We start from the raw sequence: 23,879 nt of genomic DNA, 5'->3' as shown, positions 1-23,879 counted from the left end.
ATGTGCAGCAAGTATGCAAATCGCCCTGTCAAATTTTTATCAAATCAGGCCAATCCCGCAAAAATAGGCGCCGCCGTCTCCCCGCGCCCGCAGCAGGCCGCGAAACACTCCAGCAAGCTATTGATTTTATTTATATTTATGCTTGAAAACCTGATCTGCCGCCCCCTGGACGCCAACGATCTGCCCCGGATTTTGCACCTGCAGACCGAGGTTTATCCCGGTGATCTGCACGAAACCGCGGCGTTTTTTCTGAATCGGCTCGGCCTGGCCGCCGCGACCTGCCGCGTGGCCCTGCACGGGCCGCGCCTGGCAGGTTATCTGATCGCCTACCCGTGGAACTCGGGGCTGCCGCCAGCGCTTAACCGCCAGCTCGCGGCCTTGCCGGCCGATGCGGACTGCTGGTTTGTCCATGATTGCGCGGTGGCCCCCTGGGCGCAGGGCGCCGGCGTCGCCAGGCTGATGCTGCGTGACAGTGCCCGATCGGCGGCGCTGGCCGGGCTGACCCGGGCCAGCCTCGTATCGCTGGCGCCGGCCGTGGCCTATTGGGAAAAACAAGGCTATGTGGCTGCCGCCGCGTCGGCGGCGCTGGCCGCCAAGCTGGCCGGCTACGGCGAAGGCGCGGTCTACATGAGCCGCAGCCTGCCGGATCAGTAGAAAGAACTGAAGGTGATGTAGGCCTTGTAGAGAATGGTCAGCAAGGCCACGATCAGGCCCAGCCCCATCAATCCCAGGCCCAGATTGCGATCGCGCAGCCCAAACCCCACCAGCATGAGCGCCACGGCCAGGCACACGATGATGAGCATGGTGTTGGTATTCGGATGCATCGACTTATTCTCCTGATCGTATCGTCTCGGCCTCGCTCCAGCCGCCACCCAAGGCCTGGTACAGCTTGACCGTTACCTGAGCGCGGGCGGTTCGCACCTGCGCCAGTTCGTCCTCGCGGTGCAGGGAGTCCAGCTGGGCTTCGAGCACATCCTGAAGCGTCTGCCTGCCCGCGTCGTACAGCCGGCCCGCCTGCGTGGCGTTGCGCCTTGCCGTGCCCGCAGCCTGCACCAGCAACGCCTCGCGCGCATCCAGCCCGCGTCGCATGCCATAAGCGTTATCGACGTCCTGCAATGCGTCCAGGATACTCTGATCGTAACGCGCCAAGGCGCCCTGCAGACGGGCATCGGCGGCCTCGACATTGGCCGCGATGCGCCCGGCCGTGAAGATGGGCAGCGTCACCCCCACCCCGAACAGGCCGGCGGTGCCCTGCAGCACCGGCAGGCCGGCAATATCCAGGCGCCCGTCGCGCAGCAGAAAATTGATCGAAAAGCGCGGCAGCCAATCCGCCTTGGCGCTGCCCAGCCGGGCCGCATAGGCGCTGACTTCGTGTCCGCGGCCACGCACATCGGGCCGGCGGGCCAGCACGTCCGAAGGCAGCATGCCGCCCGGCGCCGCCGGCACGACGGCCGTCGCGGGCAGTTCCGGCAAGCCGCGCAGCGCCTGCGGCGGCTGCCCCGTCAAGACGGCTAGGCGGCGCAGCCGCACATCGAACTGCGTGACCAGCAGCGGGCGCTGAGCGCGGATATTCTCGGCCTGGGCCTGAGCCCGGTCCACTTCGTAGCGAGTCACCTGCCCGGCGCCGAAGCGGCCCTTGGCATAGCGCAGCAGTTTGTCGCTGGCGACGATACTGGTGTCCAGCACACGCAAGCGCGCCTGCAGGCCGCGCGCCTCGAGATAGGCCTGTGCGATATCCGCCGCGACGAGCATGCGCGCGCCGTACAGGCGCTGCTCAGCGCCCAAGGCGGACTCGCTGGCCGCCACGGCGTCGCTGCGGCGCCCGCCAAAGATATCCACCTCCCAGACGGCCGCCACCCCGGCCAGATAATCCGTGACCATGGCCGTGTCGCGCGGCAGTGGGCGCGGTTCTCTGAGTTCGGCCTTGCCGCGCTGTCCCCCGGCGTGCGCCACCAGATTGGGATAGAGCGCGGAGTCGACCACGGCGGCCATGGCGCGGGCCTCGCGCAGGCTGGCCTCCGCCTGTTTGAGATCGTTGCTGTGCGCCAGGCCCTGCTCGATGAGCGCCGTCATGACGGGATCCTGCCAGCCCAGCCACCAGGCCTGCAGGTCTTGCTGCGTGGCGTCGGCGGGCATCTGGTCGAAGCGCTCCGGCAGGGCGCGCTGCGGCGGCGGCTCCACCCGCACCGCGCAGGCGGCCAGCGACGACACCAGTAATAGGGAAACGAGGGGTCGGGTTGAAATCATGAGGCTATCCCTGCTGCGCCAACATGGAACGGAAACGACGCAGCGCCAAGCCGAGAAATAGCGCCCCGCACACCGCGATGGCCAGGAACTGCGGCCAGACAATGGCGAAGCCGGCTCCGCGGTACAGAATGGCCTGAGTCAGCATGACGAACTGCGTGGTCGGAAGAATCGGGACGATCTGCTGCATGACCTCGGGCATGCTTTCGACGGGAGTGGCCGCGCCAGACAGCAGATAGGCCACCACGTAGACCGGGACCGACAGCAGGCCGAACTGCGCCATGGTGGGCGCCAGCGTGGCCAGATACATGCCCAGGGCCGTCACCGAAAACAGATAGATCGCCAGGCCGGCCATGAACAGCAGCTGCGAGCCGTGCAAGGGAATACCCAACCCGCCGTGCACGATCCAGCGCAAAGACAGCATGGCGGCCACCAGGATCACCGCGCCATTGGAGAGTATCTTCGCCATCGCGATCTCGCTGGCGCGCACCGGCATGACCAGCAAATGCTCCATCGTGCCGTGCTCGCGTTCGCGGATGACTGCCGCCCCCACCAGGATGATGGACAGCACGGTGACGTTGGTCACGATCTGCATCACCGCCGTGTACCAGGACGATTGCGCGTTGGGGTTGAACAACTGGCGCGTGACCGACACCACGGGCAGCTGCGAGGCGATGCCCTGGGCATTGAGAAAACCCAGCACTTCGCGGGCGATGATTTCGTTCAGATAGGTCATGCCCAGGCCGGCCTGGGTCATGGCGGTGGCGTCGACCAGGATCTGCACCGCTGGCTGGCGGCCGGCCAGCACATCGCGCTCGAAATTCGGCGGGATCTCGATCACGAAGATATAACGGCCATGGTCCAGCGCATCATCGACGTCTTCCCGCACGATGGATTCCGGCGGCTTGAAGTACGGCAGCTGAATGGCGTCCCGGATGCGAAACGAGAGATTGGACCGGTCGCTGTCGAGCATGGCCACCGAGGCATTCGCGACCTCGGCCTTCACGCCGCTGGCCACCGAATAGATCGCCACCGAAAAGGCGAACACGATGAGCAGCATCATGGTGTAGTCGCGCGCCAGGCTGCGAAACTCCTTGCCGCATAAGCGCATCACATTGCGCATCCATTGCAGCATCTCAGGCCTCCTGCTTGCGCAACAGCAGGCGTGCCGCGCCCATGTAGACCAGCGCAAACCCGGCCAGCGCCGCGTACATCGGCAGGAAGCTGCGCCAATCCAGCCCTTTGGTGAATCCGCCCAGGCTGATCACCTGAAACCACGACGATGGAAAGCCCACGCCCACCCAGTAACCGCTGCCGGTCAGCGTCGAGACCGGGTACAGCAGGCCGGAAAAATTGACCGAAGGAATCAGGCAGATGATGGCGGTGCCGAAGATGGCGGCGACCTGCGAACGCACAAAGGTGGACATGAGCAAACCCAGGGCGGTTGCCGCCAGCACGAACAGCAGCGCCCCGAAAGACATACTCAGGAAAGCGCCGCGCAAGGGCACGCGCAATAGCACGATACACAGGAAGACCAGGGTGAGATAACTCATCATGGCCAACACGACATAAGGAATCTGCTTGCCCAGCAGATACTGCCCCACCGATGCCGGCGAAGCATAAAGATTGGTGATCGACCCCATCTCTTTTTCGCTGACCACACCCAGCGCGGTCAGCATGGTGGGAATGAGGATCATGGCCAGCATCACGATGCCGGGGGTGATGGCGTAGATGCTGCGAAACTCCTGGTTGAACGTGAAGCGCGATTCGACCCGCACGGGCAGCGTCTGCCCGCCCTGCGGGCTGGCCGCCATGAGGCCGCCGGTGTATTCCAGCATGATGCCCGTGACATAGCCGCGCACATTCTCGGCCGTAAAGGGCTGAGCGCCATCGATAAAGAACCCGATCTGCGGCGCGCGGCCGGCCAGCAGATCGCGGCCATATCCCGGCGGGATATCGATGACGAGCTTGGCGGACGTGCCGCGCAGCCGCTCGACGATCTCCGCGTCATTGGTCAGGGGGGCATCCTCGCGGAAATAGCGCGAACCGGAAAAATGTTCGAGCAGGCGCCGGCTTTCCAGGCTCTGGTCGCGATCCAGCGCGGCATAACGGATGTTCTCGACGTCGAATGAGACGTTCCAGGCGGCAATGCACAGCAGCACGATGGGGCCGATCAGGGCGAACGCCAGCCGCATCCGGTCGCGCCGCAACTCCAGCGACTCGCGCTGGGCGAACGCCCAGGTGCGCCGCCACCAGGCCGCCATGCCGCTGTGCACGATCTCGTCGTCGGTGGCCAGCTCGGCGGTGCCCGCTTTGGCCTGCTCGACGTTCTGCTGCGGATCGGCCTGCTCCAGATAGGCCACGAAGGCGTCTTCCAGCGTCTGCGCATGCTGGCTCTCGGTCAGCGATTGCGGCGTCCCCACGGCCAGCACGCGTCCACGGTGCATCAAGGAAATACGATCGCAGCGCTGCGCTTCATTCATGAAGTGCGTCGACACGAAGATCGTCACGTGTTCCTGCCGCGACAGCCGCAGCAGATGCCGCCAGAACATATCGCGGGCGGCCGGATCCACGCCCGAAGTCGGCTCATCCAGGATGAGCACCTCGGGCCCATGCAGGCAGGCCGCGGCGAGTTGCAGGCGCTGGCGGATACCCAGCGGCAGGCTGGACGGGTAGCTGTCGGCCACCTCGCTGAGTTCGAATTGCTCCAGCGAGTGGTTCACGGCCTGGACGGCCGCCTGCCCCTCCAGCCGATACAGGTGCGCATGCAGCTCCAGATTCTTGCGCACCGAGAGCTCTTCGTAGAGCGAAAACGCCTGCGACATATACCCGACTTTCATGCGGGTAGACATGTCGCCGGCATCAACGGGCTGCCCCAGCAGCTTGGCCGTGCCACTGGTGACGTCCAGCAGGCCGGTGAGCATTTTCATGGTCGTGGTCTTGCCGCAACCGTTGGAGCCCAGAAAGCCGAAAATCTCGCCGCGCTCGATCCGAAAACTCACGTTGTCCACGGCCACGAAGTCGCCGAACTTGCGCGTGAGCGCTTCGGCCTCGATGGCCGGAGGCCCCTCCTGGGCGACGAACGGCGCGATCTCCAGCGGCTTGCGCTCGCCGGCCTGATCCGCCGGCAGCAGGCTGATATAAGCCTCCTCCAGCGTCTGCGCGCCCTGCCGCTGCATGACGGCCCGGGTGTCGTCACATACCAGCACTTTGCCGGCGTCCAGGGCCACCAGGTATTCGAAGCGCTCGGCTTCCTCCATGTAGGCGGTGGCCACCAAGACCGTCATGCCAGGCAGTTCGGCGCGCAGGGAATCGATCAGCGTCCAGAACTGCCGGCGCGACAGCGGGTCGACCCCGGTTGTGGGTTCGTCCAGGATGAGCAGCTCGGGGTTGTGCACCAGGGCGCAGCACAGGCTGAGCTTTTGTTTCATGCCGCCGGAAAGCTTGCCCGCCGGCCGGTCGGCGAAAGGCGTCAGCGCCGTGGCGCCGAGCAGACGCTCGATGCGGGTCTTACGTTGCTGGGGATTCAGACCGTAGAGGCGCGCAAAGAAATCCACGTTCTCGTACACGGACAGCGTGGGATAGAGATTGCGGCCCAGGCCTTGCGGCATGAACGCCAGCCGTGACGCCAAGGCAGTGCGAAACTCGCGGTCGGCGATATCCCCGCCCAGCACCTGGAGTTTGCCCGCCTGCTGGCGTTTGACGCCGGCGATCAGCGACAACAGGGTGGACTTGCCCACTCCATCCGGGCCGATCATGCCTATGGTCTTGCCCTTGGGCAGCGCAAAGGACACCTCGTGCAGCGCCCAGATCGCGCCATAGCGGTGCGAGACCTGCTCGACGACGATGGCTTCATCCATCGCGCTCACTCCTTGGGCAACGACACGTCCAGCTCCGCGGGCCAGGCCGCATCAGCCTGCAGATTGACGTAGCCATTGCCCGTCATGCCGGCCTTGAGCAGCCCGGAATAGCGATTGGCGATGTCCACGGGCACTTGCAGCTTGACGCGATACATCAGCTTGTCGCGCTCGTTGACGGTCTCGACATACTTGGGCGTGAATTGCGCTTCGGCAGCCACGAAACCCACTTTGGCCGGAAACACCGCGCCCGGCATGCCGTCGAGCACCAAGCGGGCGTCCTGCCCCAGGCGCAAATGGCCCGCCACCCGGGCAGGCCAGAAAACCGTCATGTATACGTCGGCGGTATTGAGCAGCGTGAGGATGCGCCCGCCAGCGGGCAAAACTGCCCCGACCTCCACGATGCGGTACTCGATGCGGCCCGGCACGGGCGCGCGCAGGTCCATGTCATCGATCACGCTCTGGATTCTGGCGATCTGCGCCTGGGCTTCGGTGCCGGCGGCTTTGGCCTCGCCCACGGCCGCCCCGGCCGCGGCGACACCCGCGCTCTCGCCCTGCAGGGACAACTGGCGGCGTTGCAACTCGATATTGGAGACCAGCGCGTCGCTGCGCAGCCCCTGGGTTTGCTTCAGCTCTATCTGCGCCAGCTTTTGGCGCGCCTGGCGGGCGTCGGTTTCCGCCTGGGCACGTGCGACGGCCTGATCGGCACGGCCGTGAGCGGCCTGAGCCGCGGCAAGCTGGGTGCGCAATTCGGTGGTATCCAGCCGCGCCAGCACCTGATCGGCCGTCACGGTGTCGCCCTCACGGGCCAGCAACTCGCGCAAGCGCCCGGCGTACTTGGTGGCGATATCGATCCGGCCCACTTCGAGCCGCCCGTTGGCGCTGCCGATATTTTCCGGCAGCCCTTGCCCCTGGTGCTGATTGACCCAGACCGCCCCCACGGCAGCCACGACAACCAGCACGGCCACCGATCCCCAAACCAGCGACTTTTTCATCCGATCTCCACGACTTACGGCAGATGCAAGACGGAAAAAGCCGTCATCAGCCGCGCGAAGAGAATCCACCACGCTCGTGATTCAGCCTGCTTATCCGCCCAACACCGTCATGTTATCCATTGGCTGCCCCTGTGCGGCGCACAGGTCTGCCTGGCCTTGCGTCAGATCAAGCTCTGCCAAAAGGCGCAGCAGGCTTGGCCTGAACATACACGAAAATCGCGCCCATGCGTCAAGTGACCGATACGCTGTACGGGCATGCGCCCAGTCCGCAATCGGCAGGGCTTGCCCTGTGTTCTACCGTGCGTTGCGTCGTGGCTTTGGCCATGGATTCCGTCGCGCAGGGTGTCGCGCAGGGTGTCGCGCCGGCAATCAAGGGCCCGGCTGGGTAGGCCTGGCCAGACTGGCGGCATCGGGCGATACCGGCACCCGGGGCGCCACATCCGGCGCCGGAAAAAGAAAAAGCCCGCCAAAAGGCAGGCTTTTAGCGGGCTTTCTCAGGTGTCTGGTGGGTGGTACAAGTTTCGAACTTGTGACCCCTGCCGTGTGAAGGCAGTGCTCTACCACTGAGCTAACCACCCTGAAAGAAGCGAGATTCTAGCACGCTTTTTTACACGTGCGCAAATCAACTCAGGCCGGCTGCGGCTGTGCCGTCTCGGCCGCGTCGAGGGTGCGCCACAGGCAGGCGCCGCCCACGGATTTATCGAGGGCCGCCAGGTACGCATCGTGCTCGGCGAGCTCTTCGTCACGGGCGGCGATGACCGGCAGCACGGAAGCGTCGAAGCGGCTGAGTTCGACCTGAGCGCCGCCCGCGCCCTGCGCGTCGTCCACATCAATCAGCAGGGCATCCTGCCCGCGCGTCATCGCCAACCACACCTCGGCCAGCAACTGCGAGTCCAGCAAGGCGCCGTGCAGCGTGCGGTGGGCATTGGAAATGCCATAGCGGTCGCACAGCGCATCGAGCGAATTGCGCTTGCCCGGATACAGCGTGCGCGCATGGGCCAGCGAATCCACGACGCTGTCGCAGTAGCTGTCCAGGCTCTTGAGGCCGGCCTTCTGCAGCTCGGCATTGAAGAACTTGACGTCGAAACCTGCGTTGTGCGCGATGAGTTCGGCACCTTCGATGAAGGTGATGAACTGCCGGGCCACCTCGCCGAAACGCGGTTTGTCGGCGAGAAACTCCGTGGTCAGCCCGTGCACGGCCAGAGCCTCGGGGTCGCTGTCGCGATCGGGATTGAGGTAGAGGTGCAGATTGCGGCCGGTCACCGTGCGATTGACGATCTCCACGCAACCGATTTCCACGATGCGGTGACCCTGCGCGGGATCCAGGCCGGTGGTTTCGGTATCGAAGATGATCTGACGCATGGCGGGCTACTCTGAAACGGGTGAGGATGCGGCCGGTTTGCCCTCGGGGGCGGGCCGGGTGGAGACGATGAGCGAATACGCCACCGGCACCACGAACAAGGTCAATAGTGTACCCAGGCTGAGCCCGCCGACCAGCACCCAGCCGATTTGTTGCCGCGATTCCGCCCCGGCGCCATTGGCCAGCGCCAGCGGAACCGTGCCCAGCACCATGGCGCCGGTGGTCATCAGAATCGGCCGCAGGCGCAGCACGCTGGCCTCGACCACGGCGTGCATGACGTCATGGCCCTCTTCGCGCAACTGATTGGCGAACTCCACGATCAGAATGCCATGCTTGGTGATCAGGCCCACCAGGGTGATCAGGCCGATCTGGCTGTAGATGGACAAGGTGCCGCCGGTCAGCCACAGCGCCAGCAGCGCGCCCGTCATGGACAGGGGCACGGACAGCATGATGATGAAGGGATTGCGCCAGCTCTCGAACTGGGCCGCCAACACCAGATAGATGAAGGCCAGCGCCATGGCGAACACCAGGTAGATGCTGCCGGAGGAGTCGCGGAACTCGCGCGACTGGCCGTCCAGATCCGTGACCACGGTATGCGGCAGGACCTCACGCGCCACCTCATGCATATGGTCCAGCACTTCGCCCAAGGCGTAACCCGGCGCCACCGAGGCGTCGACCTTGACTGCCCGCAGCCGGTTGAAGTGATTCAGCGACTGGGGCGACACGCCTTCGCGCACCGCCAGCAGATTATCCAGTTGCACCATGCTGCCATCGCGGGCCCGCACATAGATGCCGGAGATATCGGTGGGCGTGGCGCGATCGCGCGGCGTGACCTGCACGATCACATCGTACTGCTCGCCCTCGTCCTTGTAGCGGGTGACCTGGCGCCCCCCCAGCATGGATTCCAGTGTGCGCCCGACCACGTCGACGCTGGCGCCGACATCGGACATCTTGTCGCGGTCCACGTGCACGCGCAGCTCGGGCGTGTTCAGGCGCAGATCCGTATCCAGGTTCTGCAGCCCCGGATAGTCGCGCAGCCCGTCCAGGAAGCGCCCCACCAGCTTGGCCAGCTCTGGATAAGGCGCCTGGCTCATGATGATGAACTCCACCGGTTTGGAGCGGGCCGACTGGCCCAGCGACGGCGGATTGGTCGGGAAGGCGCGCACTCCCGGCAGCGACGAGAACTTGGGTTGCAGTTCGCGCGTAATGTCCTGCTGCCGGCGCGTCCGCTCTTCCCAGGGTTTGAGGCGCAAAATGGCCGTGCCGTCGGTGACCGTGGGAAACCCCACCGTGGTCTGGCTGACGCTGGCTTCGGGGATGGTTTCGTAGAACTTCTCGATCGCCAGCATGTTGTCGAGCGTGTAGCCCAGGGTGGCCCCCTCGGGTGAGGTGACGATGCCGAAGATGACACCGCGGTCCTCGATGGGGGTGAGCTCGCTCTTGACCACTTTGAACAGCACGCCGCTGGCCAGGGCGACGACCAGGCCGATGGCGATCACCACGCCGCGATGCGCCAGCGACCAGGCCAGCGAGCGCCGATAGCCGCGGCCCAGCGCATCGAGCCAGCCTTCGATCAGGTTGTAGGCACGGTTATGGCTGGTCTGGTGCCGCAGCAGCAGCGAGCACATCATGGGGGTGAGCGTCAGCGCCACGAACCCCGACACCAGCACCGCCGCGGCCAGGGTCAGGGCGAACTCGATAAACAGCCGTCCGGTGCGGCCGGTGGCGAAGGCCAGCGGCGCGTAGACCGTGACCAGTGTCATCGTCATCGCCACCACCGCGAAGCCGATCTCGCGCGACCCCTGGATGGCGGCCTGGCGGCGCGGCATGCCGTTTTCGATATGGCGGAAGATGTTTTCCAGCACCACGATGGCATCGTCGACCACCAGTCCGATGGCCAGCACCATGGCCAGCAGGGTGAGCGTGTTGATGGAAAAACCAAACATATACATGATGGCGCAGGCGCCGATCAGGGATACCGGAATGGTGACGATGGGCACCAGACTGGCGCGCAGATTGCGCAAAAAGAAAAAGATCACCAGCACCACCAGGACGATCGCCTCGATGATGGTGTGATAGACCGAATCGATCGAGCGCTCGATGAACACAGAGGTGTCGTAGGAAATGCTCAGCTTCATGCCGGCCGGCAGGCTTTCGTTCAGGCGCTCGACCTCCTGGCGGGCCGCGGCGGACAGCTCCAGCGGATTGGCCGTGGACTGGCGCGTGATGCCGATATTGATGGCATTTTTGCCATTGAAGCGCGAGAGCACGCGATCGTTGGCCGCGTCGATCTGCACCCGGGCCACATCGCGCAAGCGCACGGGGTAGCCTTTGACATTGGCGATGATGATGTTCTCGAACTGCGGGATGGTCTGCAGATCGGTCGAGGACACCACCGAAAATTCACGCGCCCGCGACTCGATCCGCCCGGCAGGAATCTCCACGTTCTGGCTGCGCAGCGCGGCCTCGACGTCCTGCACCGTGAGGTTATAGCCGGCCAGCTTGTCCCGATCCACATAGATGCGCATGGAAGGCAGCCGCTCGCCGAAGACCCGCACCTCGGCCGCGCCCGGCAGCACCGACAGGCGTGTCTTGATGTACCGGTTGATGTAGTCGGAGGTCTGGATGGCCGAATAGGGGCCCGACTCGACGGCGATGTAGATGATGGGCTGCGAGTCCGCCTCGACCTTGCCGATGATGGGCTCATCGATTTCATCGGGCAAGAAGCGGCGTGCGCGCGAGACTTTGTCGCGCACCTCGGCGGCGGCCGCGTCGGGGCTGCGCGACAGATTGAATTTGATGTTGATCAGGCTGCGCTCAGAGCGGCTGCGCGAGGTCATCACGTCCACGCCCTCGATGCCCGCCAGCTGATCTTCCAGCGGTTTGGTGACCTGCGACTCGATGACCTCCGGCGACGCGCCTTTGTAAGTGGTGTCGACCGAGACGATGGGTTCATCGATCTTGGGATACTCGCGCACCGTCAGGCGCGAGTAGGAGATCAGGCCGACCAGGATGATGATCAGCGACAGCACCGAGGCGAATACCGGCCTGCGGATACAGATTTCGGATATGACCATGGCTGGCCTCCTGGCTTACTTGGCCCCGCCGTTGACAATCGACACCGGCGCGCCGTCGGTCAGACGCTGCAGCCCGGCAATGACGACCTGGTCGCCCGCGCCCAGCCCGGTCAGGATCTCGGCGCGCCCCTCGCGGCGCTCGCCCACCCCCACTTCGATCTTCTCGGCCCGGCCATCGCGCACGCGAAAGACATACTGGCTCTGCCCGGCCGGCGCGAGCGCCGCTTCCGGCACGACCAGGGCGCGATCCTGGCCAAACTGTAATTGCACGCGGGCGAACATCCCGGGGCGCAGCACATGATCGGCGTTGGGAACCGTGGCGCGCAGCAGGATGGATCGGCCGCCGGCGTCGACCAGCGGGCTCACGGCATAGACCTGGCCGCTGCGCTCCTGGCCCGGCAAGGCATCGAGCCTGACGCCCAACGACTGGCCGGCCTTGAGCTTGCTCAGATACATCTCCGGCACGCGAAAGTCCACTTTCAGCGGATCGATGGCCTCCAGCGGCGCCAGATCCTGCCCCTGATTGACGTAATCGCCCACCGACACATTGCGCAGACCGACCATGCCCGCGAAGGGCGCACGGATGGTCATTTTGTCGAGCTTGGCTTGCGCCAGGGCGGCGGCGGCCTGCTGAATCTTCAAGGTGCTGGCCGACTCATCGCGCGCCTGCTGGCTGACGAAGCCCCGGCCGTGCAGATCGACGGCCCGCCGGTACTGGCTTTCGGCCAGCGCGAGATTGGCGCGTGCCTGCTGCAGTTCGGCGCTCGGCACCGAATCGTCCAGGCGTATCAACACCTGATTGCCCGCGACGGCCTCGCCTTCTCTGAAATCGATTTTCTGGATACGGCCGGCGACTTCGGGGCGCAAGACCACCGACTCATCCGAGCGCAGGCTGCCGACGGCGGACAGGCCGCGCGCGAAGGGTTGTTCTTCGACCTTGGCGACCTCCACGCGCGTGGCGCTCGGGGCAGCCGGCGCGGCGGCCGGCTTGGCGGGCGCGCTGGCTGACGCGGCGAACCAACGGGGCAGATAAACACCCGCGGCCGCCCCAGCGGCCAGACCAACCACGAGGGTGGCGAGCAATGCTGCTTTTTTCATGCTGGGATGTGAAGCGCCAGCAAATGAAACCCGCCGGCATGGAATGGGAGCATGGCACTGTAGCATCCGGACTTATCTCCGGGGACAGGCCAGGCCGCCAATTCCCTAGGGAGTTTCCCCTGGACTCAGCGCCTGGCGACGCTGGCCACACCCTGGTTGGCCAGCATATCGGCCATCTCGTTGCCCGGATCCCCGTTGTGGCCGCGCACCCAACGCCAGCTGACGCGATGGCGGGCGACCTGGGCATCCAGGTCCTGCCAGAGCTCGACATTCTTGACCGGTTTTTTGTCGGCGGTGAGCCAGCCGCGCCGCTTCCAGTTGGGCAGCCATTCCGTCATGCCTTTCATGACATATTGCGAATCGGTATGAACGACGACGGTGCACGGCCGCTTGAGCGCGCGCAAGCCTTCGACGACGGCCAGGATCTCCATGCGGTTGTTGGTGGTGTTGGGGTCGCCGCCGAAGAAGGTTTTTTCGTGGCTGCCGCTGCGCATGAGAACGCCCCAGCCGCCCGGCCCGGGGTTGCCTTTGCAGGCTCCATCGGTCCACATTTCAACAAGATCGGCAGTTGCAGCAGGGGTCGACATGGCATTCCATCAGAAAACAGGCCAAAGAAGATACTGGATTTCGGCCGCCCTTGCAGCGCGCGCGGCGCCTAGCTGCCGCCGTCGGAGGCCTGGCGGTTGACCACGACTTGAGCGGCCTGGGCGGCTTTGGGCTTTTTCTTCCAGGCCGGCCCGATCAGACGCATCCCGCCCACCCGCTTGACGGCCGACACGACATAGACCGCCCCGCCCATGCGCCACCAGCGCTCGCCCATCGCTTCCATGAAATGCCAGCGCTGTAGCCATTGCTCGCTACGGCAAGCCGGCGCAAAGCGCCCGTGCCGCCCGCGGTCGGCCTCGAAGGACAGCAGCTTGAGCCAATCGCGCAAGCGGGGCAGCGAGACCTGGGATTTCAAGGGCACGGGCAGCCAGGGCTCCATGCCGGGCAGCGCATTGCGCACGCCCCACAAGCTCCAGGGATTGAAGCCGGAGATCACCACCCGCCCTTCGGGCATGAGCACGCGTTCGGCCTCGCGCAGCACCAGGTGCGGCGCCTCGGCGCACTCCAGCACATGGGGCAAGAGCAGCAGGTCCACGCTTTGCGATTCGAACGGCAGGAGCTCCGGCTGCGCCACCACCCGCGCCTGCCAATTGACTCCGCCCTCGACCGGCTCGGCGCCGATCCAGCCCTTGAAGGGCATGCGGTTGTTCAGCAGCAGATCGGGCGCGCTCAATCCCATCTGCCAGGCGTAAAAACCAAAGACGTCGGCCACCGCTTCGTCGAAGCGGGCGCGCTCCCAGTCCAGGACATATTTGCCCGGCGGAGTCTCAAACCACTCGGCCAGTTCTACAATCGGCGCTGTCATTTCCGCCACTTCGCCCTCCTCATACGATGCCCGCCCACACACTGACTTCGGGCCATGCCAGCCTGGTCGTGCCCATCGAGGCCTTCACCGACAACTATATATGGGCGGTGGTCCGTGACGGCGACGCCGTCGTGGTGGACCCCGGCCAGGCCCAGCCCGTGCAGGATTTCCTGCAACGGCATGGGCTGCGACTGCGCGCCATTCTACTCACGCATCACCATGCCGATCACGTGGGCGGCGTGCTCCAACTGCGCGCCGCCGCGGCGGTGCCGGTCTACGGGCCGGCGCGCGAGTCCCTGCCGCATTGCGATTTCCGCATGCAGGAGGGCGACCTGGTGGATATCCCCGAATTGGGACTTTCCCTGACCGTGCTGGACGTGCCGGGCCACACCGCGGGCCATATCGCCTACGTCGGCCATGCGGGCGACCTGCCGCTGCTCTTCTGTGGCGACACCCTCTTTGCGGGCGGCTGTGGCCGGCTGTTCGAGGGCACCCCGGCGCAGATGCACGCCTCCCTGGAGAAATTGGGGACTTTACCGGAAGATACACAGGTTTTCTGCGCACACGAGTACACTCTAGCGAATTTGCGCTGGGCCACAACGGTTGAGCCAGCCAATCCTGCCCTGCAACTGTGGCAGGAGCAGGCCCGCCAAATGCGTGCAGACGGCCGCCCCACCCTGCCCACCAGCATCGGCAAGGAAAGGGCCACCAATCCGTTTTTGCGTACCCAACAGGCAGAAGTAGCCAAAGCCGCCCTAACCTGGGCCGGACACCCGCTGTCCAGCTCCGTGGATGTCTTTGCTGCCCTGCGCGACTGGAAGAACAACTTCAAGTGAACCACCGATGAGCCTGCTCCGACTTCTGCTACCTGTCCTCCTCGTCATCCTTGCCGGTTGCGCCGGCACCGGGCAAAAGCAGAACGCCGCAGGCAGTTCGACGCGTTACGTGGCCAAGGACACGTCGCGCACGGTGGATCTGACCAGCCCGCCAAGCGACGCCTGGGATCGCATCCGCCGCGGTTTCGCCATCCCCAACCTGAACACCGAGCTGTCGCAGCAATGGACGGACTACTACGCCGCCCACCCCGAGTCGGTGCAGCGCATGGCCGAGCGGGCCGGCAAGTATCTGTATTTCATCGTCGATGAGGTCAACCGCCGCGGCCTGCCCACCGAACTGGCCCTGCTGCCCTTCGTGGAGAGCGCCTACAACCCGACGGCGCTGTCGCGTTCGCAGGCCTCGGGGCTGTGGCAATTCGTGCCGGCCACCGGCCAGCACTTCAACCTCAAGCAAGATTGGTGGCGCGACGAGCGCCGCGATCCCATTGCCTCGACCTACGCGGCGCTGGACTACCTGGAAAAGCTGTTCGAGATGCAGGGCGATTGGTATCTGGCCCTGGCCTCCTACAACTGGGGCGAGGGCTCGGTGCAGCGCGCCATGGCCAAAAACGACGCCGCCGGCCTGCCCACCGACTATCTGTCGCTGAACATGCCTGATGAGACGCGCAACTATGTGCCCAAGCTGCAGGCCATCAAGAACATCATCGCCGATCCGCGCAAATACGCCGTCGCCCTGCCCAAGGTCGACAACACCCCTTACTTCGTGACGGTTCAGAAAAACCGCGACATCGATATCGAACTGGCCGCCAAGCTGGCCGAAATGCCACTCGATGAATTCAAGGCGCTCAACCCGTCCTTCAACCGCCCCATGATCCGCGGCGAGCATGAGCCCACCCTGCTGCTGCCCGCCGACCGCCTGGCCGTCTTCAACGCCAACCTGCAGAACTACAAGGGCGACCTGAGCACCTGGTCGACCTATGCCACGCGGCGCGGCGAAAACTACGCCGCCATCGCCAAGCGTTATGGCGTGTCCGAAGCCCGGCTGCGCCAGATCAATGACGTGCCGGCGCGCCAGAAAGTCGCCGCCGGCCAGGTGCTGCTGGTGCCGGCCGCCGGCGGCGTCGACAAGCCCACGGGCAATGAAGCCGTGCAACTGGCCTCATTGTCCACGCCCGTCGGCGCGCTGGACAAACCGGCGGCGCCGAAATCGGCGGCCCGCACGCTGCCCACCACGGCCGCGCGCAGCGCCAACGCCCGCCCCAATGTGCGCACCCACAAAGTGGGCGCCGGCGACACGCTGTTCAGCCTGGCCAAGCGCTATGGCACCACGGTCGATGCCCTGCGCGCCCTGAACAACCTGAAAGGCAACAATCTGAAGGTTGGTTCGCAGTTGCGCGTGCCCGGCACAGGCACCCGCGGCTGATCCGCAGCGATGCCCGTAAAATAACGGCCTTCAAGCAAGGCAACCAAAGGAAAACACTATGGGCTTTCTCGCCGGCAAGCGCATTCTCGTCACCGGAGTGCTCTCGAACCGCTCCATCGCCTACGGCATCGCTCGCGCCTGCCATCAACAGGGCGCCGAACTCGCCTTCACCTACGTGGGTGATCGCTTCAAAGACCGCGTCACGGAATTCGCCGCCGAGTTCGGCAGCGACATCGTGCTGCCCTGCGATGTGGCCGAAGACAGCCAGATCGATTCGACCTTCGCCGCGCTCAAAGAGCGCTGGGGCGGCCTGGACGGGCTGGTGCATTCCATCGGTTTCGCGCCGCGCGAAGCCATCGCCGGCGATTTTCTCGAAGGCCTGTCCCGCGAGGCCTTCCGCATCGCGCACGATATTTCGGCCTATAGCTTCCCGGCCATGGCCAAGGCGGCCCTGCCCCTGATGGAAGGCCGCAAGGCGTCGGTGCTGACCCTGACGTATCTGGGCGCCGAACGCGTGGTCTCGAACTACAACACCATGGGTCTGGCCAAGGCGTCGCTGGAAGCCAGCGTGCGCTATCTGGCCACCGCCCTGGGCCCGCTCGGCATCCGCGCCAACGGCATTTCCGCCGGCCCCATCAAGACGCTGGCCGCCAGCGGCATCAAGGACTTCTCGTCGATCCTGAAGTTCGTCGAAGCCAATGCGCCTCTGCGCCGCAATGTGACGATCGAAGACGTCGGCAACGTCGCCGCGTTCATGCTCTCCGATCTGGCCGCCGGCGTAACCGGTGAAATCACCCATGTCGATGCCGGTTTCTCGACCGTGGTGCCGGGCATGGAAGGCTGAGTCTTTCCCGCTCCGAGCATAAGGCGCCCTCAGGGGCGCCTTTTTTTATCTTGCGGGCAACGGGGCAACGTTGCTCGGCTCGTTTTTAGAATAATATAACGTTTCTTTTTTAGCCCTGCCGGCCCATGCCGACCGCCGCCCGTCCCCTCTCCTGTCTGCGCGCCGCGCGCAGCACCCTCATCGCCCTGGCGTGGCTGATGATATGCGCGGCCGGCATGCCCCTGGCCACGGTGCTGCATGCGCTGACGCATCTGCCGGCTCAGGTCAGCGACACAGGCCCGCGCGATCCGCGCGATGACGGGCACAGCAAGGCGCACAGCGCTTGCGATCTGTGCTCGGCCCTGGATGCTTTCGAAGAAGGCCTGCTCTCGGCGCCGCTCTGGCTTGCCGGCACGGCCCTGCAACACGCCCGCTTTCCCTGGAGCGCGCGCTCGAACCCACTGGTTGCCCCGCGTTGGTTCGAGCCGCGCGCCCCGCCTGCGCGATCCGCCTTGTTCTCCGCCTGACTTTTTATGGATCGCGCTTCGGCGCCCACGGGATGCTTTTTTCATGTCCGCTTTCTCAAAGAAGGCGCGCCTGCGCGCGCGCCCGCTGCCTTACGCCCTGGCCTATGCCAGCCTTCTCGCCCTGCAACCCGCCCATGCCCAGAGCGATGCCGCCGCCGCGGCCACCCTGGCTCCGGTGGTCGTCACCGGCAACCCCTTGGGCAGCGACGCCCTGAGCACGCCGTCGACCGTCGTGTCGGGCGAAGCCCTCGACCTGCGCCGCGCCGACTCCTTGGGCGAAACCCTCAACGGCTTGCCCGGGATCTCCACCACCACCTATGGCCCCATGGTGGGCCGGCCCATCATCCGCGGCATGGACGGCGACCGGGTGCGGCTGTTGAGCAACGGCGTAGGTACGCTCGATGCCTCTTCGCTGTCCTATGACCATCAGGTGCCCAACGACCCCATTGCCTCCGAGCGCATTGAAATCCTGCGCGGGCCGGCTGCCCTGCTCTACGGCGGCAACGCCATCGGCGGCGTGGTCAATACCATCGACAACCGCATCCCTGCCGAAGCCATCGACGGCGTCCAGGGGCAGGTCCAAACGCAGTACGACAGCGCCAACAACGGCCGCAGCGCAGGCGCGCAGGTCGAAGCCGGCAATGGCAGTTTCGCCCTGCATGCCGATGTCTATGGCCGCGACACCGACACCCTGCGCATCCCCGGTTACGCGCGCTCGGCCTCATTGCGCGCGGCCGAGCCCGATATGCCGGGCGCCCGCGACCGCCTGCCCAACAGCGACGGCCACGATAGCGGCGGCGCCATCGGCATGAGCTGGACGGGCGACCATGGCTATGCCGGCCTGTCGTATAGCGGCTATGACTCGGACTACGGCTCGGTCGCCGAATCGGATGTGCGCATCCGCTTGCACCAGCAACGCCTGAACGCCGCCGGCGAAGTGCGCGACCTGGACGGCCCTTTCTCGCGTCTGGCGTTCAGCTTTGGCTATACCGATTACCAGCACAAGGAAATCGACGACGGGCAGACGGGCACGACCTTTAAGAATCACGGTTATGAAGCGCGGCTTGAAGCGCAGCATGCCGACTGGGGCCCGATCAGTGGCGTGCTCGGCCTGCAACTCGGCCAGGCGCGCTTCTCCGCCCTGGGTGACGAGGCGCTGGTGCCCACGACGACGACCGATACGCTGGCCCTGTTCGACGTGGAGAGCTGGCGCGTCAATGAGCGCCTGACGCTCAGCGCCGGCGCACGCGCCGAACTGACCCGGCTCGACCCGGCCGACAATGGCAACGAACGCTTCGCCGGCAGCCAGAAACGCAGCTTCACGGCGGGCAGCTTCTCGTTGGGTGGCGTTTATCTACTGACGCCGGTCTGGTCGCTGGCCAGCAACGTGTCGTACACCGAACGCGCACCCACCTTCTACGAACTGTATGCCAATGGGCCGCACGAAGCGACCGGCCAATACCTGGTGGGCAATCCCGATCTGGGCAAAGAGCGCGCCTGGTCCGGTGACCTCGCGCTGCGCTGGAAACACGATGCCGATCACGGCAGCGTGGGTGTCTTCTACAGCCGCTTCGGCAATTATCTGGCCGAGCTGAACACCGGCCGTCTGCGCGACGATGACGGCAATGTCCTGAGCAGCGCCGACGACGACGCGCTGCCCGAAGCCCTGTATCGCGGGGTGCGCGCCGAGTTCTACGGGATCGAGGCCGAAAGCAGCACGCGGCTGTATCGCGGCAACGGCAATACCCTCGACGTGGCACTGGGAGGCGATTACACCCACGCCCGTGACATCGACAGCGGCCAGCCGCTGCCGCGCATTGCGCCGCTGCGTTTGATGGCCGGACTCGATTGGCGCCGGGGCGCCTGGGATGCGGGAGCCCAGATCACCAAGGCGTTCGCGCAACATCGCCAGCCAGCCGAGGATACGTCCACGGCCGGCTACTACCGCCTGGACGCCCATGCCGGGTATCGCTTCAAGGTGGGCGCGACGCGCTGGCAGGCCTATGTGCGCGGCATCAACCTCACCAACCAGGAGATCCGCTACGCCACGTCGGTGCTGCGCGATGTGGCGCCGCAAAGCGGGCGCGCCGTGCTGGTGGGCCTGAAGGGGAATTTCTAAGCACCCGCAGGCGCGGCCCGCCCATCCTGACAAAAAGCTGAACTTTCTCGCCGCACAACGATCAGAGCTCTTTGACCTGTTCAGGGAGCACGACTTGAGCGCACGCCAACTACTCGATCAATTGTTGCGGTCCGGCCAGGATCTGGCGCGCCAGGCCGCCGAGAAAGTCCCCGGCCAGCAGGCCGGCCAGGGCAGCGCCCTGCTGGCCGGGCTGGGCGGCGGTGCGCTGGGCGCGGGCGCGCTCGGGCTGTTGCTGGGCAGCAAAAAGGCGCGCAAGATTGGCGGCAAAGTCGCCGCCTACGGCGGCATGGCCGCGCTGGGCGCGCTGGCGTATCGGGCCTATGGCCAATGGCAAGAAAATCAGGCCCGGGACGCGCAGAGCGCCCCGCCCGCCACCCCGCACACGCCGGACCGGCTGCCAGCGCCGCACACCGAGGCGCACAGCAATGCTGTCCTGGCGGCCATGATAGGCGCGGCCAAGGCCGACGGCCACATCGGCGCCGAAGAACGCCAGCAGCTGGAGGATGCGCTCACACGCCTGTCCGGCGACAACGCCGACCGTCAGTGGCTGCATGCCGAACTGGCCCGCCCCGTCGACCCGGCGGCCGTCGCCCGGACAGCCAGCAGCCCGGAGATGGCGGCCGAAATGTATCTGGCCAGCCTCCTGGTCATCGACGAGCAAAGCTATATGGAGCGGGCCTATCTCGACGAACTGGCCCGTCAACTCAAGCTGCCGCCGGGATTGCAGCAACAACTGCAAGACCAGGTCGCGCAGCTGTCCTGATCAGTCCACCCGCAAGCCCATGCGGGCCGTCAGGTCGCCGAACCGGCGAATATCTTCCTGCACGAGCTGATCGAACGCAGCGGGGCTGCTGGCCACCGGATTGAATCCCAGCTCCATCAGCTCGGCCCGCATCGCGGGCCGGGCCATGATGGCGCCGAACGCGGCGTTCAGGCGGGCAATGACGCCAGACGGCGTGCCTGCCGGCGCCAGCAGACCATGCCATTGATCCAGTTCATATCCGGGCCAGCCCAGCTCCGCCACGGTCGGCACCGTCGGCATGAGCGGCGAACGCTGCGCCGAAGTCACAGCCAGCGCGCGCAACTTGCCCGAACGGATAAAGGGCGCCGCACTCGATGCCGTGATCACGCCCAGCGGGACATGTCCGGACAGCACGTCGGTCAGGGCCGGCCCGCAACCCTTGTAGGGGACCTGCTGCAAAGAGGCCTTGCTGCGCGCGCGCAGCATCTCCGCGGCCAGATGCTGGGGCGTGCCGTTGCCGCAGGAGGCATAAGGCATGGGATCCTGGGGCAGGCCCAGCCGCAGGGCTTGCCCCAGGCTGCTCAAGGGCGACTCGTTGCGGGTCACGATGACCGAGGGCACGAACGCCACGTTGATGATGGCGCTGAAATCCTGCTGCGGCGAAAAATCCAGATGCTGGAATACTCCCGGATTGATCGCAAAAGAGCTATTGACCATCAGCAGGGTGTAGCCATCCGGCCGGGCTTCCGCGACCGCGCGCGCGCCGATATTGCCGCTGGCGCCGGGCCGGTTTTCCACCACCACGGCCTGCCCCAGATCCTGCTGCAGCGCGGCGCCCAGCTTGCGCGCCAACAGATCGGTGCCGCCGCCGGGCGGAAAGGTCACGATGATGGTGATGGCGCGAGACGGAAAAGGCGGCTGCGCCCGGGTCGGCGCGGACCATCCGCACAAGGTGAGGAGCGTCAGTAAGCAAGCAAGCAATCGCAGCATGGTTTTCTCGGGATGAGCGCCGCCGCGACGCCCTTGCCGGCGCCGTCAGCGGTCAACGACTATGAAAAACGGACTCAGCTGTCCAGGCCGATATCCAATACCCGCGCGCTGTGCGTGAGCCAACCCACGGCCATCAGATCCACGCCCGTGGCGGCCACGGCCGGCGCCGTGTCCGGCGTGATGCGGCCGGAGGCTTCGGTGATGGCGCGGCCATCGACGCGCCGTACGGCTTCGCGCAGCGTGTCGTGGTCCATGTTGTCCAGCAACACCACATCGACGCCAGCGGCCAGGGCCTCATCCAACTGCGCCAGGGTATCGACCTCGAGTTCGATCTTGACCATGTGGCCGACCGCCGCCCGGGCACGCGCCAGCGCCTGCGTGACACCGCCGGCAAACACAACGTGGTTGTCCTTGATCAGCACCGCATCGTCCAGCCCGTAACGGTGGTTGCTGCCACCGCCGACCCGCACGGCGTACTTTTGCACCGCGCGCAGCCCGGGCATGGTCTTGCGCGTGCACGTGACTTTGCAGGACGTGTGCGCGATGGCATCGGCAATGGAGGCCGTGGCCGTGGCCACGCCGCTCAGATGACCCAGAAAGTTCAGGGCCGTACGTTCGGCCGTGAGCATGCCGCGCGCCGGGCCTTCGATCAGGGCGATCTCGCTGCCAGGCTCCAGACGTGCCCCATCGGCCAGCAGCACCTGAAAGCGGATCTCCGGATCGATCAACCGGAACGCCAGGCGGGCGAGCTCCAGGCCGGCCAGCACGCCGGCCTGGCGCGCCACCAGGCGGGTCTGGCCGCGCGCCTCGGCCGGCACGATGGCATCACTGGTGATGTCGCCGGCGCGGCCCAGATCCTCCAGGAGCGCGGCGCGCACCAAAGGCTCGAGCATGACCTGCGGCAAATTCGGGAAGGTGTGTGCCGTCTCCTGGGCGGTAGTCGCTGCGGCGATTTTTATGCTCATTTTGAGTATATATGGTGTTAAAAAAATGGCGGGTGACCCATCGACTTATGCTAAACCTGAGCATAAATTGCTGTCAAGAGGGACCGCGGCGCTTGCCGCGCCCGGCCTCAATACTGGCGCGCCAGGGGCAGCTTGCTGCCGGAGATGGCCCGCTCCAGCATGACGTCGCGGCGGAAACGGAACAGCTTCGCCGGCCGTCCCGCCACGCCGCTGGACATGTCGCCCGTCTCTTCGACCAGATCCTGCTGCTCCATGAGGCGGCGGAAGTTCTGCTTGTGCAATTGACGCCCGGCCAGCGCCTCGACCGCGTTCTGCAACTGCAACAGCGTGAAGGCTGCCGGCATCAGCTCAAATACCACGGGCCGGTACTTGATCTTGGCGCGTAACCGCGCAATGCCGGTGGCCAGAATGCGGCGATGATCGTGCGCCATGGCCTGCCCGGGCACCGCCCCCGTCCCGCCCGCCTCCGGCACCAGCCCTGCCTCATAGAGCAACTCATAGCGCTGCAGCACCATGTCTTCGTTCCAGGTGGCGCCGTCCAACCCGAAGCTGTAGGCCAGACGTTGGGAGCGCCGCGCATCGCCCCGGGCCCAGCGCCGCATGCGCTGCTCGATATCGGCCAGGATGTCCGGCGTGCCGCCGCGCCGGTCTTCCCAGGGGAAATAGCGATACCAATCCTGCCAGCCCACCTGCGCCACGCCCGTGTCGCCAGCCTCGCGCGTGAGCGCCAGATAACTGACCGAAATCACGCGCGCGCCCGCCTCGTTGGAGCGGTCGCTGTCCGCGAAGGTATAGAGCTGCTCGACATAGCCCAAGGGATGGTGCGTCTGGGTTTCCACCCAGGCGCGCAGGCCGGCCTGCAGGGATCGGTGGCTCAGCTCGAAAGGACCGGCCGGCAGCAATTGGCCGCAATCGGTCGTCAGCACGCGGGGCTGCCCGGCCGTCACGGCGACGAGCACAGCCACCAGTTCGGCGGAAAGAGATCGGTCTAGGGTGTCAGTCAAGGAAATCCCGGGAGAAAACACGGCCAGGCCGCCCCCGATTATAAGGGTCCAAGCCGTCACACCTGGACACCCGCGGCCGCGGCCGCCCCGCGTACGATGCGCAGACAGGCTGCTGTTCCGGCCTGCGTGTGGCACGCACAGCAAGGAGTCGGATCATGGCAATCGCTCGTGAAGTTCTCCCGCCCTCCAGCATCACCCGGCAACGACAGTTCTACGGCACGGCCGAAATGCCCATGCCCAGCGCCAACCGGCAGGTAGCCGGCATGCCGCGCAATGGGCGCACGATGACCGCACCCGGAGATCCCGGCGTGCTCACGGCCGAGGATGATGTCCTGCCCGGCGCGGCACACCGCGCCGACGACCCGGTCTGAAGCCTCGGGCCGGCCG

The 23,879-nt window shown here is 65.7% G+C and carries 21 protein-coding genes and 1 tRNA gene; 8 read left to right on the top strand and 14 right to left on the bottom strand.

Annotated elements, in window-relative coordinates:
* Nucleotides 1-138 precede the first annotated feature (138 nt).
* Nucleotides 139-654 (top strand): GNAT family N-acetyltransferase, encoded by a 516-nt coding sequence (locus CAL22_RS03190; RefSeq protein ID WP_094810284.1) that lies wholly within the window; start codon nt 139-141, stop codon nt 652-654.
* Here CAL22_RS03190 and CAL22_RS03185 read toward each other — a convergent pair.
* From CAL22_RS03185 to CAL22_RS03135, 11 genes are all read right to left on the bottom strand, one after another.
* Complete coding sequence (locus CAL22_RS03185) at nt 648-824, bottom strand: hypothetical protein (protein ID WP_094810282.1); 177 nt, start codon at nt 822-824, stop codon at nt 648-650. The two genes, CAL22_RS03190 and CAL22_RS03185, sit on opposite strands and share 7 nt — an antisense overlap.
* 4 nt (nt 825-828) lie before the next feature.
* Nucleotides 829-2,247: an efflux transporter outer membrane subunit gene (locus tag CAL22_RS03180; RefSeq protein ID WP_094810280.1), complete on the bottom strand. Its 1,419-nt coding sequence runs from the start codon at nt 2,245-2,247 to the stop codon at nt 829-831.
* A gap of 4 nt (nt 2,248-2,251) precedes the next feature.
* The gene (locus CAL22_RS03175; protein WP_094810278.1) at nt 2,252-3,379 is read right to left on the bottom strand and encodes an ABC transporter permease; all 1,128 of its coding nucleotides are present in this window, start codon (nt 3,377-3,379) and stop codon (nt 2,252-2,254) included.
* Nucleotide 3,380: 1 nt separating this feature from the next.
* Nucleotides 3,381-6,104, bottom strand: coding sequence for a ribosome-associated ATPase/putative transporter RbbA (gene rbbA / locus CAL22_RS03170; protein WP_094810277.1), 2,724 nt, complete (start codon nt 6,102-6,104; stop codon nt 3,381-3,383).
* Between the two features lie 5 nt (nt 6,105-6,109).
* Nucleotides 6,110-7,096, bottom strand: a complete 987-nt coding sequence (locus tag CAL22_RS03165) for an HlyD family secretion protein (protein WP_094810275.1) — start codon at nt 7,094-7,096, stop codon at nt 6,110-6,112.
* A 503-nt stretch (nt 7,097-7,599) separates the two neighbouring features.
* A tRNA-Val gene (locus CAL22_RS03160) sits at nt 7,600-7,674 on the bottom strand.
* A gap of 49 nt (nt 7,675-7,723) precedes the next feature.
* Complete coding sequence (gene dnaQ / locus CAL22_RS03155) at nt 7,724-8,458, bottom strand: DNA polymerase III subunit epsilon (RefSeq protein WP_094810273.1); 735 nt, start codon at nt 8,456-8,458, stop codon at nt 7,724-7,726.
* A gap of 6 nt (nt 8,459-8,464) precedes the next feature.
* A complete protein-coding gene (locus CAL22_RS03150; RefSeq protein ID WP_094810271.1) occupies nt 8,465-11,533 on the bottom strand; it encodes an efflux RND transporter permease subunit in 3,069 nt (1,022 codons plus the stop codon).
* Between the two features lie 15 nt (nt 11,534-11,548).
* Complete coding sequence (locus CAL22_RS03145) at nt 11,549-12,631, bottom strand: efflux RND transporter periplasmic adaptor subunit (protein ID WP_094810269.1); 1,083 nt, start codon at nt 12,629-12,631, stop codon at nt 11,549-11,551.
* 125 nt (nt 12,632-12,756) lie between these two features.
* Entirely contained in the window at nt 12,757-13,218 is a 462-nt protein-coding gene (gene rnhA, locus CAL22_RS03140; protein WP_094810268.1) for a ribonuclease HI, read from the bottom strand.
* A gap of 68 nt (nt 13,219-13,286) precedes the next feature.
* Nucleotides 13,287-14,051 (bottom strand): class I SAM-dependent methyltransferase, encoded by a 765-nt coding sequence (locus CAL22_RS03135; protein WP_094810266.1) that lies wholly within the window; start codon nt 14,049-14,051, stop codon nt 13,287-13,289.
* Between the two features lie 17 nt (nt 14,052-14,068).
* Between CAL22_RS03135 and gloB the strand changes: the two genes are divergently transcribed.
* The 6 genes from gloB to CAL22_RS03105 all read left to right on the top strand — a co-directional run bounded on the left by gloB (nt 14,069) and on the right by CAL22_RS03105 (nt 20,554).
* A complete protein-coding gene (gene gloB, locus CAL22_RS03130) occupies nt 14,069-14,878 on the top strand; it encodes a hydroxyacylglutathione hydrolase (RefSeq protein ID WP_094810264.1) in 810 nt (269 codons plus the stop codon).
* A 7-nt stretch (nt 14,879-14,885) separates the two neighbouring features.
* A complete protein-coding gene (locus CAL22_RS03125) occupies nt 14,886-16,301 on the top strand; it encodes a transglycosylase SLT domain-containing protein (protein ID WP_094810262.1) in 1,416 nt (471 codons plus the stop codon).
* Between the two features lie 58 nt (nt 16,302-16,359).
* On the top strand, nt 16,360-17,145 hold the full coding sequence (gene fabI / locus CAL22_RS03120; RefSeq protein ID WP_094810260.1) for an enoyl-ACP reductase FabI: 786 nt from the start codon (nt 16,360-16,362) through the stop codon (nt 17,143-17,145).
* 125 nt (nt 17,146-17,270) lie between these two features.
* The gene (locus tag CAL22_RS03115; protein WP_244193767.1) at nt 17,271-17,651 is read left to right on the top strand and encodes a DUF2946 family protein; all 381 of its coding nucleotides are present in this window, start codon (nt 17,271-17,273) and stop codon (nt 17,649-17,651) included.
* A 43-nt stretch (nt 17,652-17,694) separates the two neighbouring features.
* Entirely contained in the window at nt 17,695-19,770 is a 2,076-nt protein-coding gene (locus CAL22_RS03110) for a TonB-dependent receptor (protein ID WP_094810258.1), read from the top strand.
* Nucleotides 19,771-19,864: 94 nt separating this feature from the next.
* The gene (locus CAL22_RS03105) at nt 19,865-20,554 is read left to right on the top strand and encodes a tellurite resistance TerB family protein (protein ID WP_094810256.1); all 690 of its coding nucleotides are present in this window, start codon (nt 19,865-19,867) and stop codon (nt 20,552-20,554) included.
* Here the strand turns inward: CAL22_RS03105 and CAL22_RS03100 are convergent, their stop codons facing one another.
* The 3 genes from CAL22_RS03100 to CAL22_RS03090 form a co-directional block, all read right to left on the bottom strand.
* A complete protein-coding gene (locus CAL22_RS03100) occupies nt 20,555-21,523 on the bottom strand; it encodes a tripartite tricarboxylate transporter substrate binding protein (protein ID WP_094810255.1) in 969 nt (322 codons plus the stop codon).
* A gap of 74 nt (nt 21,524-21,597) precedes the next feature.
* On the bottom strand, nt 21,598-22,488 hold the full coding sequence (gene nadC / locus CAL22_RS03095; RefSeq protein WP_094810253.1) for a carboxylating nicotinate-nucleotide diphosphorylase: 891 nt from the start codon (nt 22,486-22,488) through the stop codon (nt 21,598-21,600).
* A 107-nt stretch (nt 22,489-22,595) separates the two neighbouring features.
* On the bottom strand, nt 22,596-23,492 hold the full coding sequence (locus CAL22_RS03090; RefSeq protein ID WP_167383541.1) for an NUDIX hydrolase: 897 nt from the start codon (nt 23,490-23,492) through the stop codon (nt 22,596-22,598).
* 155 nt (nt 23,493-23,647) lie between these two features.
* On the opposite strand from CAL22_RS03090, the gene CAL22_RS03085 reads away from it, so the two are divergent.
* Nucleotides 23,648-23,863, top strand: coding sequence for a hypothetical protein (locus CAL22_RS03085; protein ID WP_094810251.1), 216 nt, complete (start codon nt 23,648-23,650; stop codon nt 23,861-23,863).
* Nucleotides 23,864-23,879 lie beyond the last annotated feature (16 nt).

Source organism: Bordetella genomosp. 12, assembly GCF_002261355.1.
Classification (GTDB): Bacteria; Pseudomonadota; Gammaproteobacteria; order Burkholderiales; family Burkholderiaceae_B; genus Bordetella.
This window is presented reverse-complemented; position numbering and strand designations above follow the sequence as displayed.

What these genes read in the sequence shown, in the direction of transcription:
- CAL22_RS03100 (WP_094810255.1), bottom strand. Translation starts at nt 21,523, where the DNA reads ATGCTGCGATTGCTTGCTTGCTTACTGACGCTCCTCACCTTGTGCGGA.
- CAL22_RS03115 (WP_244193767.1), top strand. Translation starts at nt 17,271, where the DNA reads ATGCCGACCGCCGCCCGTCCCCTCTCCTGTCTGCGCGCCGCGCGCAGC.
- CAL22_RS03145 (WP_094810269.1), bottom strand. Translation starts at nt 12,631, where the DNA reads ATGAAAAAAGCAGCATTGCTCGCCACCCTCGTGGTTGGTCTGGCCGCT.
- gloB (WP_094810264.1), top strand. Translation starts at nt 14,069, where the DNA reads ATGCCCGCCCACACACTGACTTCGGGCCATGCCAGCCTGGTCGTGCCC.
- CAL22_RS03175 (WP_094810278.1), bottom strand. Translation starts at nt 3,379, where the DNA reads ATGCTGCAATGGATGCGCAATGTGATGCGCTTATGCGGCAAGGAGTTT.
- CAL22_RS03150 (WP_094810271.1), bottom strand. Translation starts at nt 11,533, where the DNA reads ATGGTCATATCCGAAATCTGTATCCGCAGGCCGGTATTCGCCTCGGTG.
- rbbA (WP_094810277.1), bottom strand. Translation starts at nt 6,104, where the DNA reads ATGGATGAAGCCATCGTCGTCGAGCAGGTCTCGCACCGCTATGGCGCG.
- CAL22_RS03185 (WP_094810282.1), bottom strand. Translation starts at nt 824, where the DNA reads ATGCATCCGAATACCAACACCATGCTCATCATCGTGTGCCTGGCCGTG.
- fabI (WP_094810260.1), top strand. Translation starts at nt 16,360, where the DNA reads ATGGGCTTTCTCGCCGGCAAGCGCATTCTCGTCACCGGAGTGCTCTCG.
- CAL22_RS03125 (WP_094810262.1), top strand. Translation starts at nt 14,886, where the DNA reads ATGAGCCTGCTCCGACTTCTGCTACCTGTCCTCCTCGTCATCCTTGCC.
- nadC (WP_094810253.1), bottom strand. Translation starts at nt 22,488, where the DNA reads ATGAGCATAAAAATCGCCGCAGCGACTACCGCCCAGGAGACGGCACAC.
- CAL22_RS03110 (WP_094810258.1), top strand. Translation starts at nt 17,695, where the DNA reads ATGTCCGCTTTCTCAAAGAAGGCGCGCCTGCGCGCGCGCCCGCTGCCT.
- rnhA (WP_094810268.1), bottom strand. Translation starts at nt 13,218, where the DNA reads ATGTCGACCCCTGCTGCAACTGCCGATCTTGTTGAAATGTGGACCGAT.
- CAL22_RS03085 (WP_094810251.1), top strand. Translation starts at nt 23,648, where the DNA reads ATGGCAATCGCTCGTGAAGTTCTCCCGCCCTCCAGCATCACCCGGCAA.
- CAL22_RS03190 (WP_094810284.1), top strand. Translation starts at nt 139, where the DNA reads ATGCTTGAAAACCTGATCTGCCGCCCCCTGGACGCCAACGATCTGCCC.
- CAL22_RS03180 (WP_094810280.1), bottom strand. Translation starts at nt 2,247, where the DNA reads ATGATTTCAACCCGACCCCTCGTTTCCCTATTACTGGTGTCGTCGCTG.
- dnaQ (WP_094810273.1), bottom strand. Translation starts at nt 8,458, where the DNA reads ATGCGTCAGATCATCTTCGATACCGAAACCACCGGCCTGGATCCCGCG.
- CAL22_RS03165 (WP_094810275.1), bottom strand. Translation starts at nt 7,096, where the DNA reads ATGAAAAAGTCGCTGGTTTGGGGATCGGTGGCCGTGCTGGTTGTCGTG.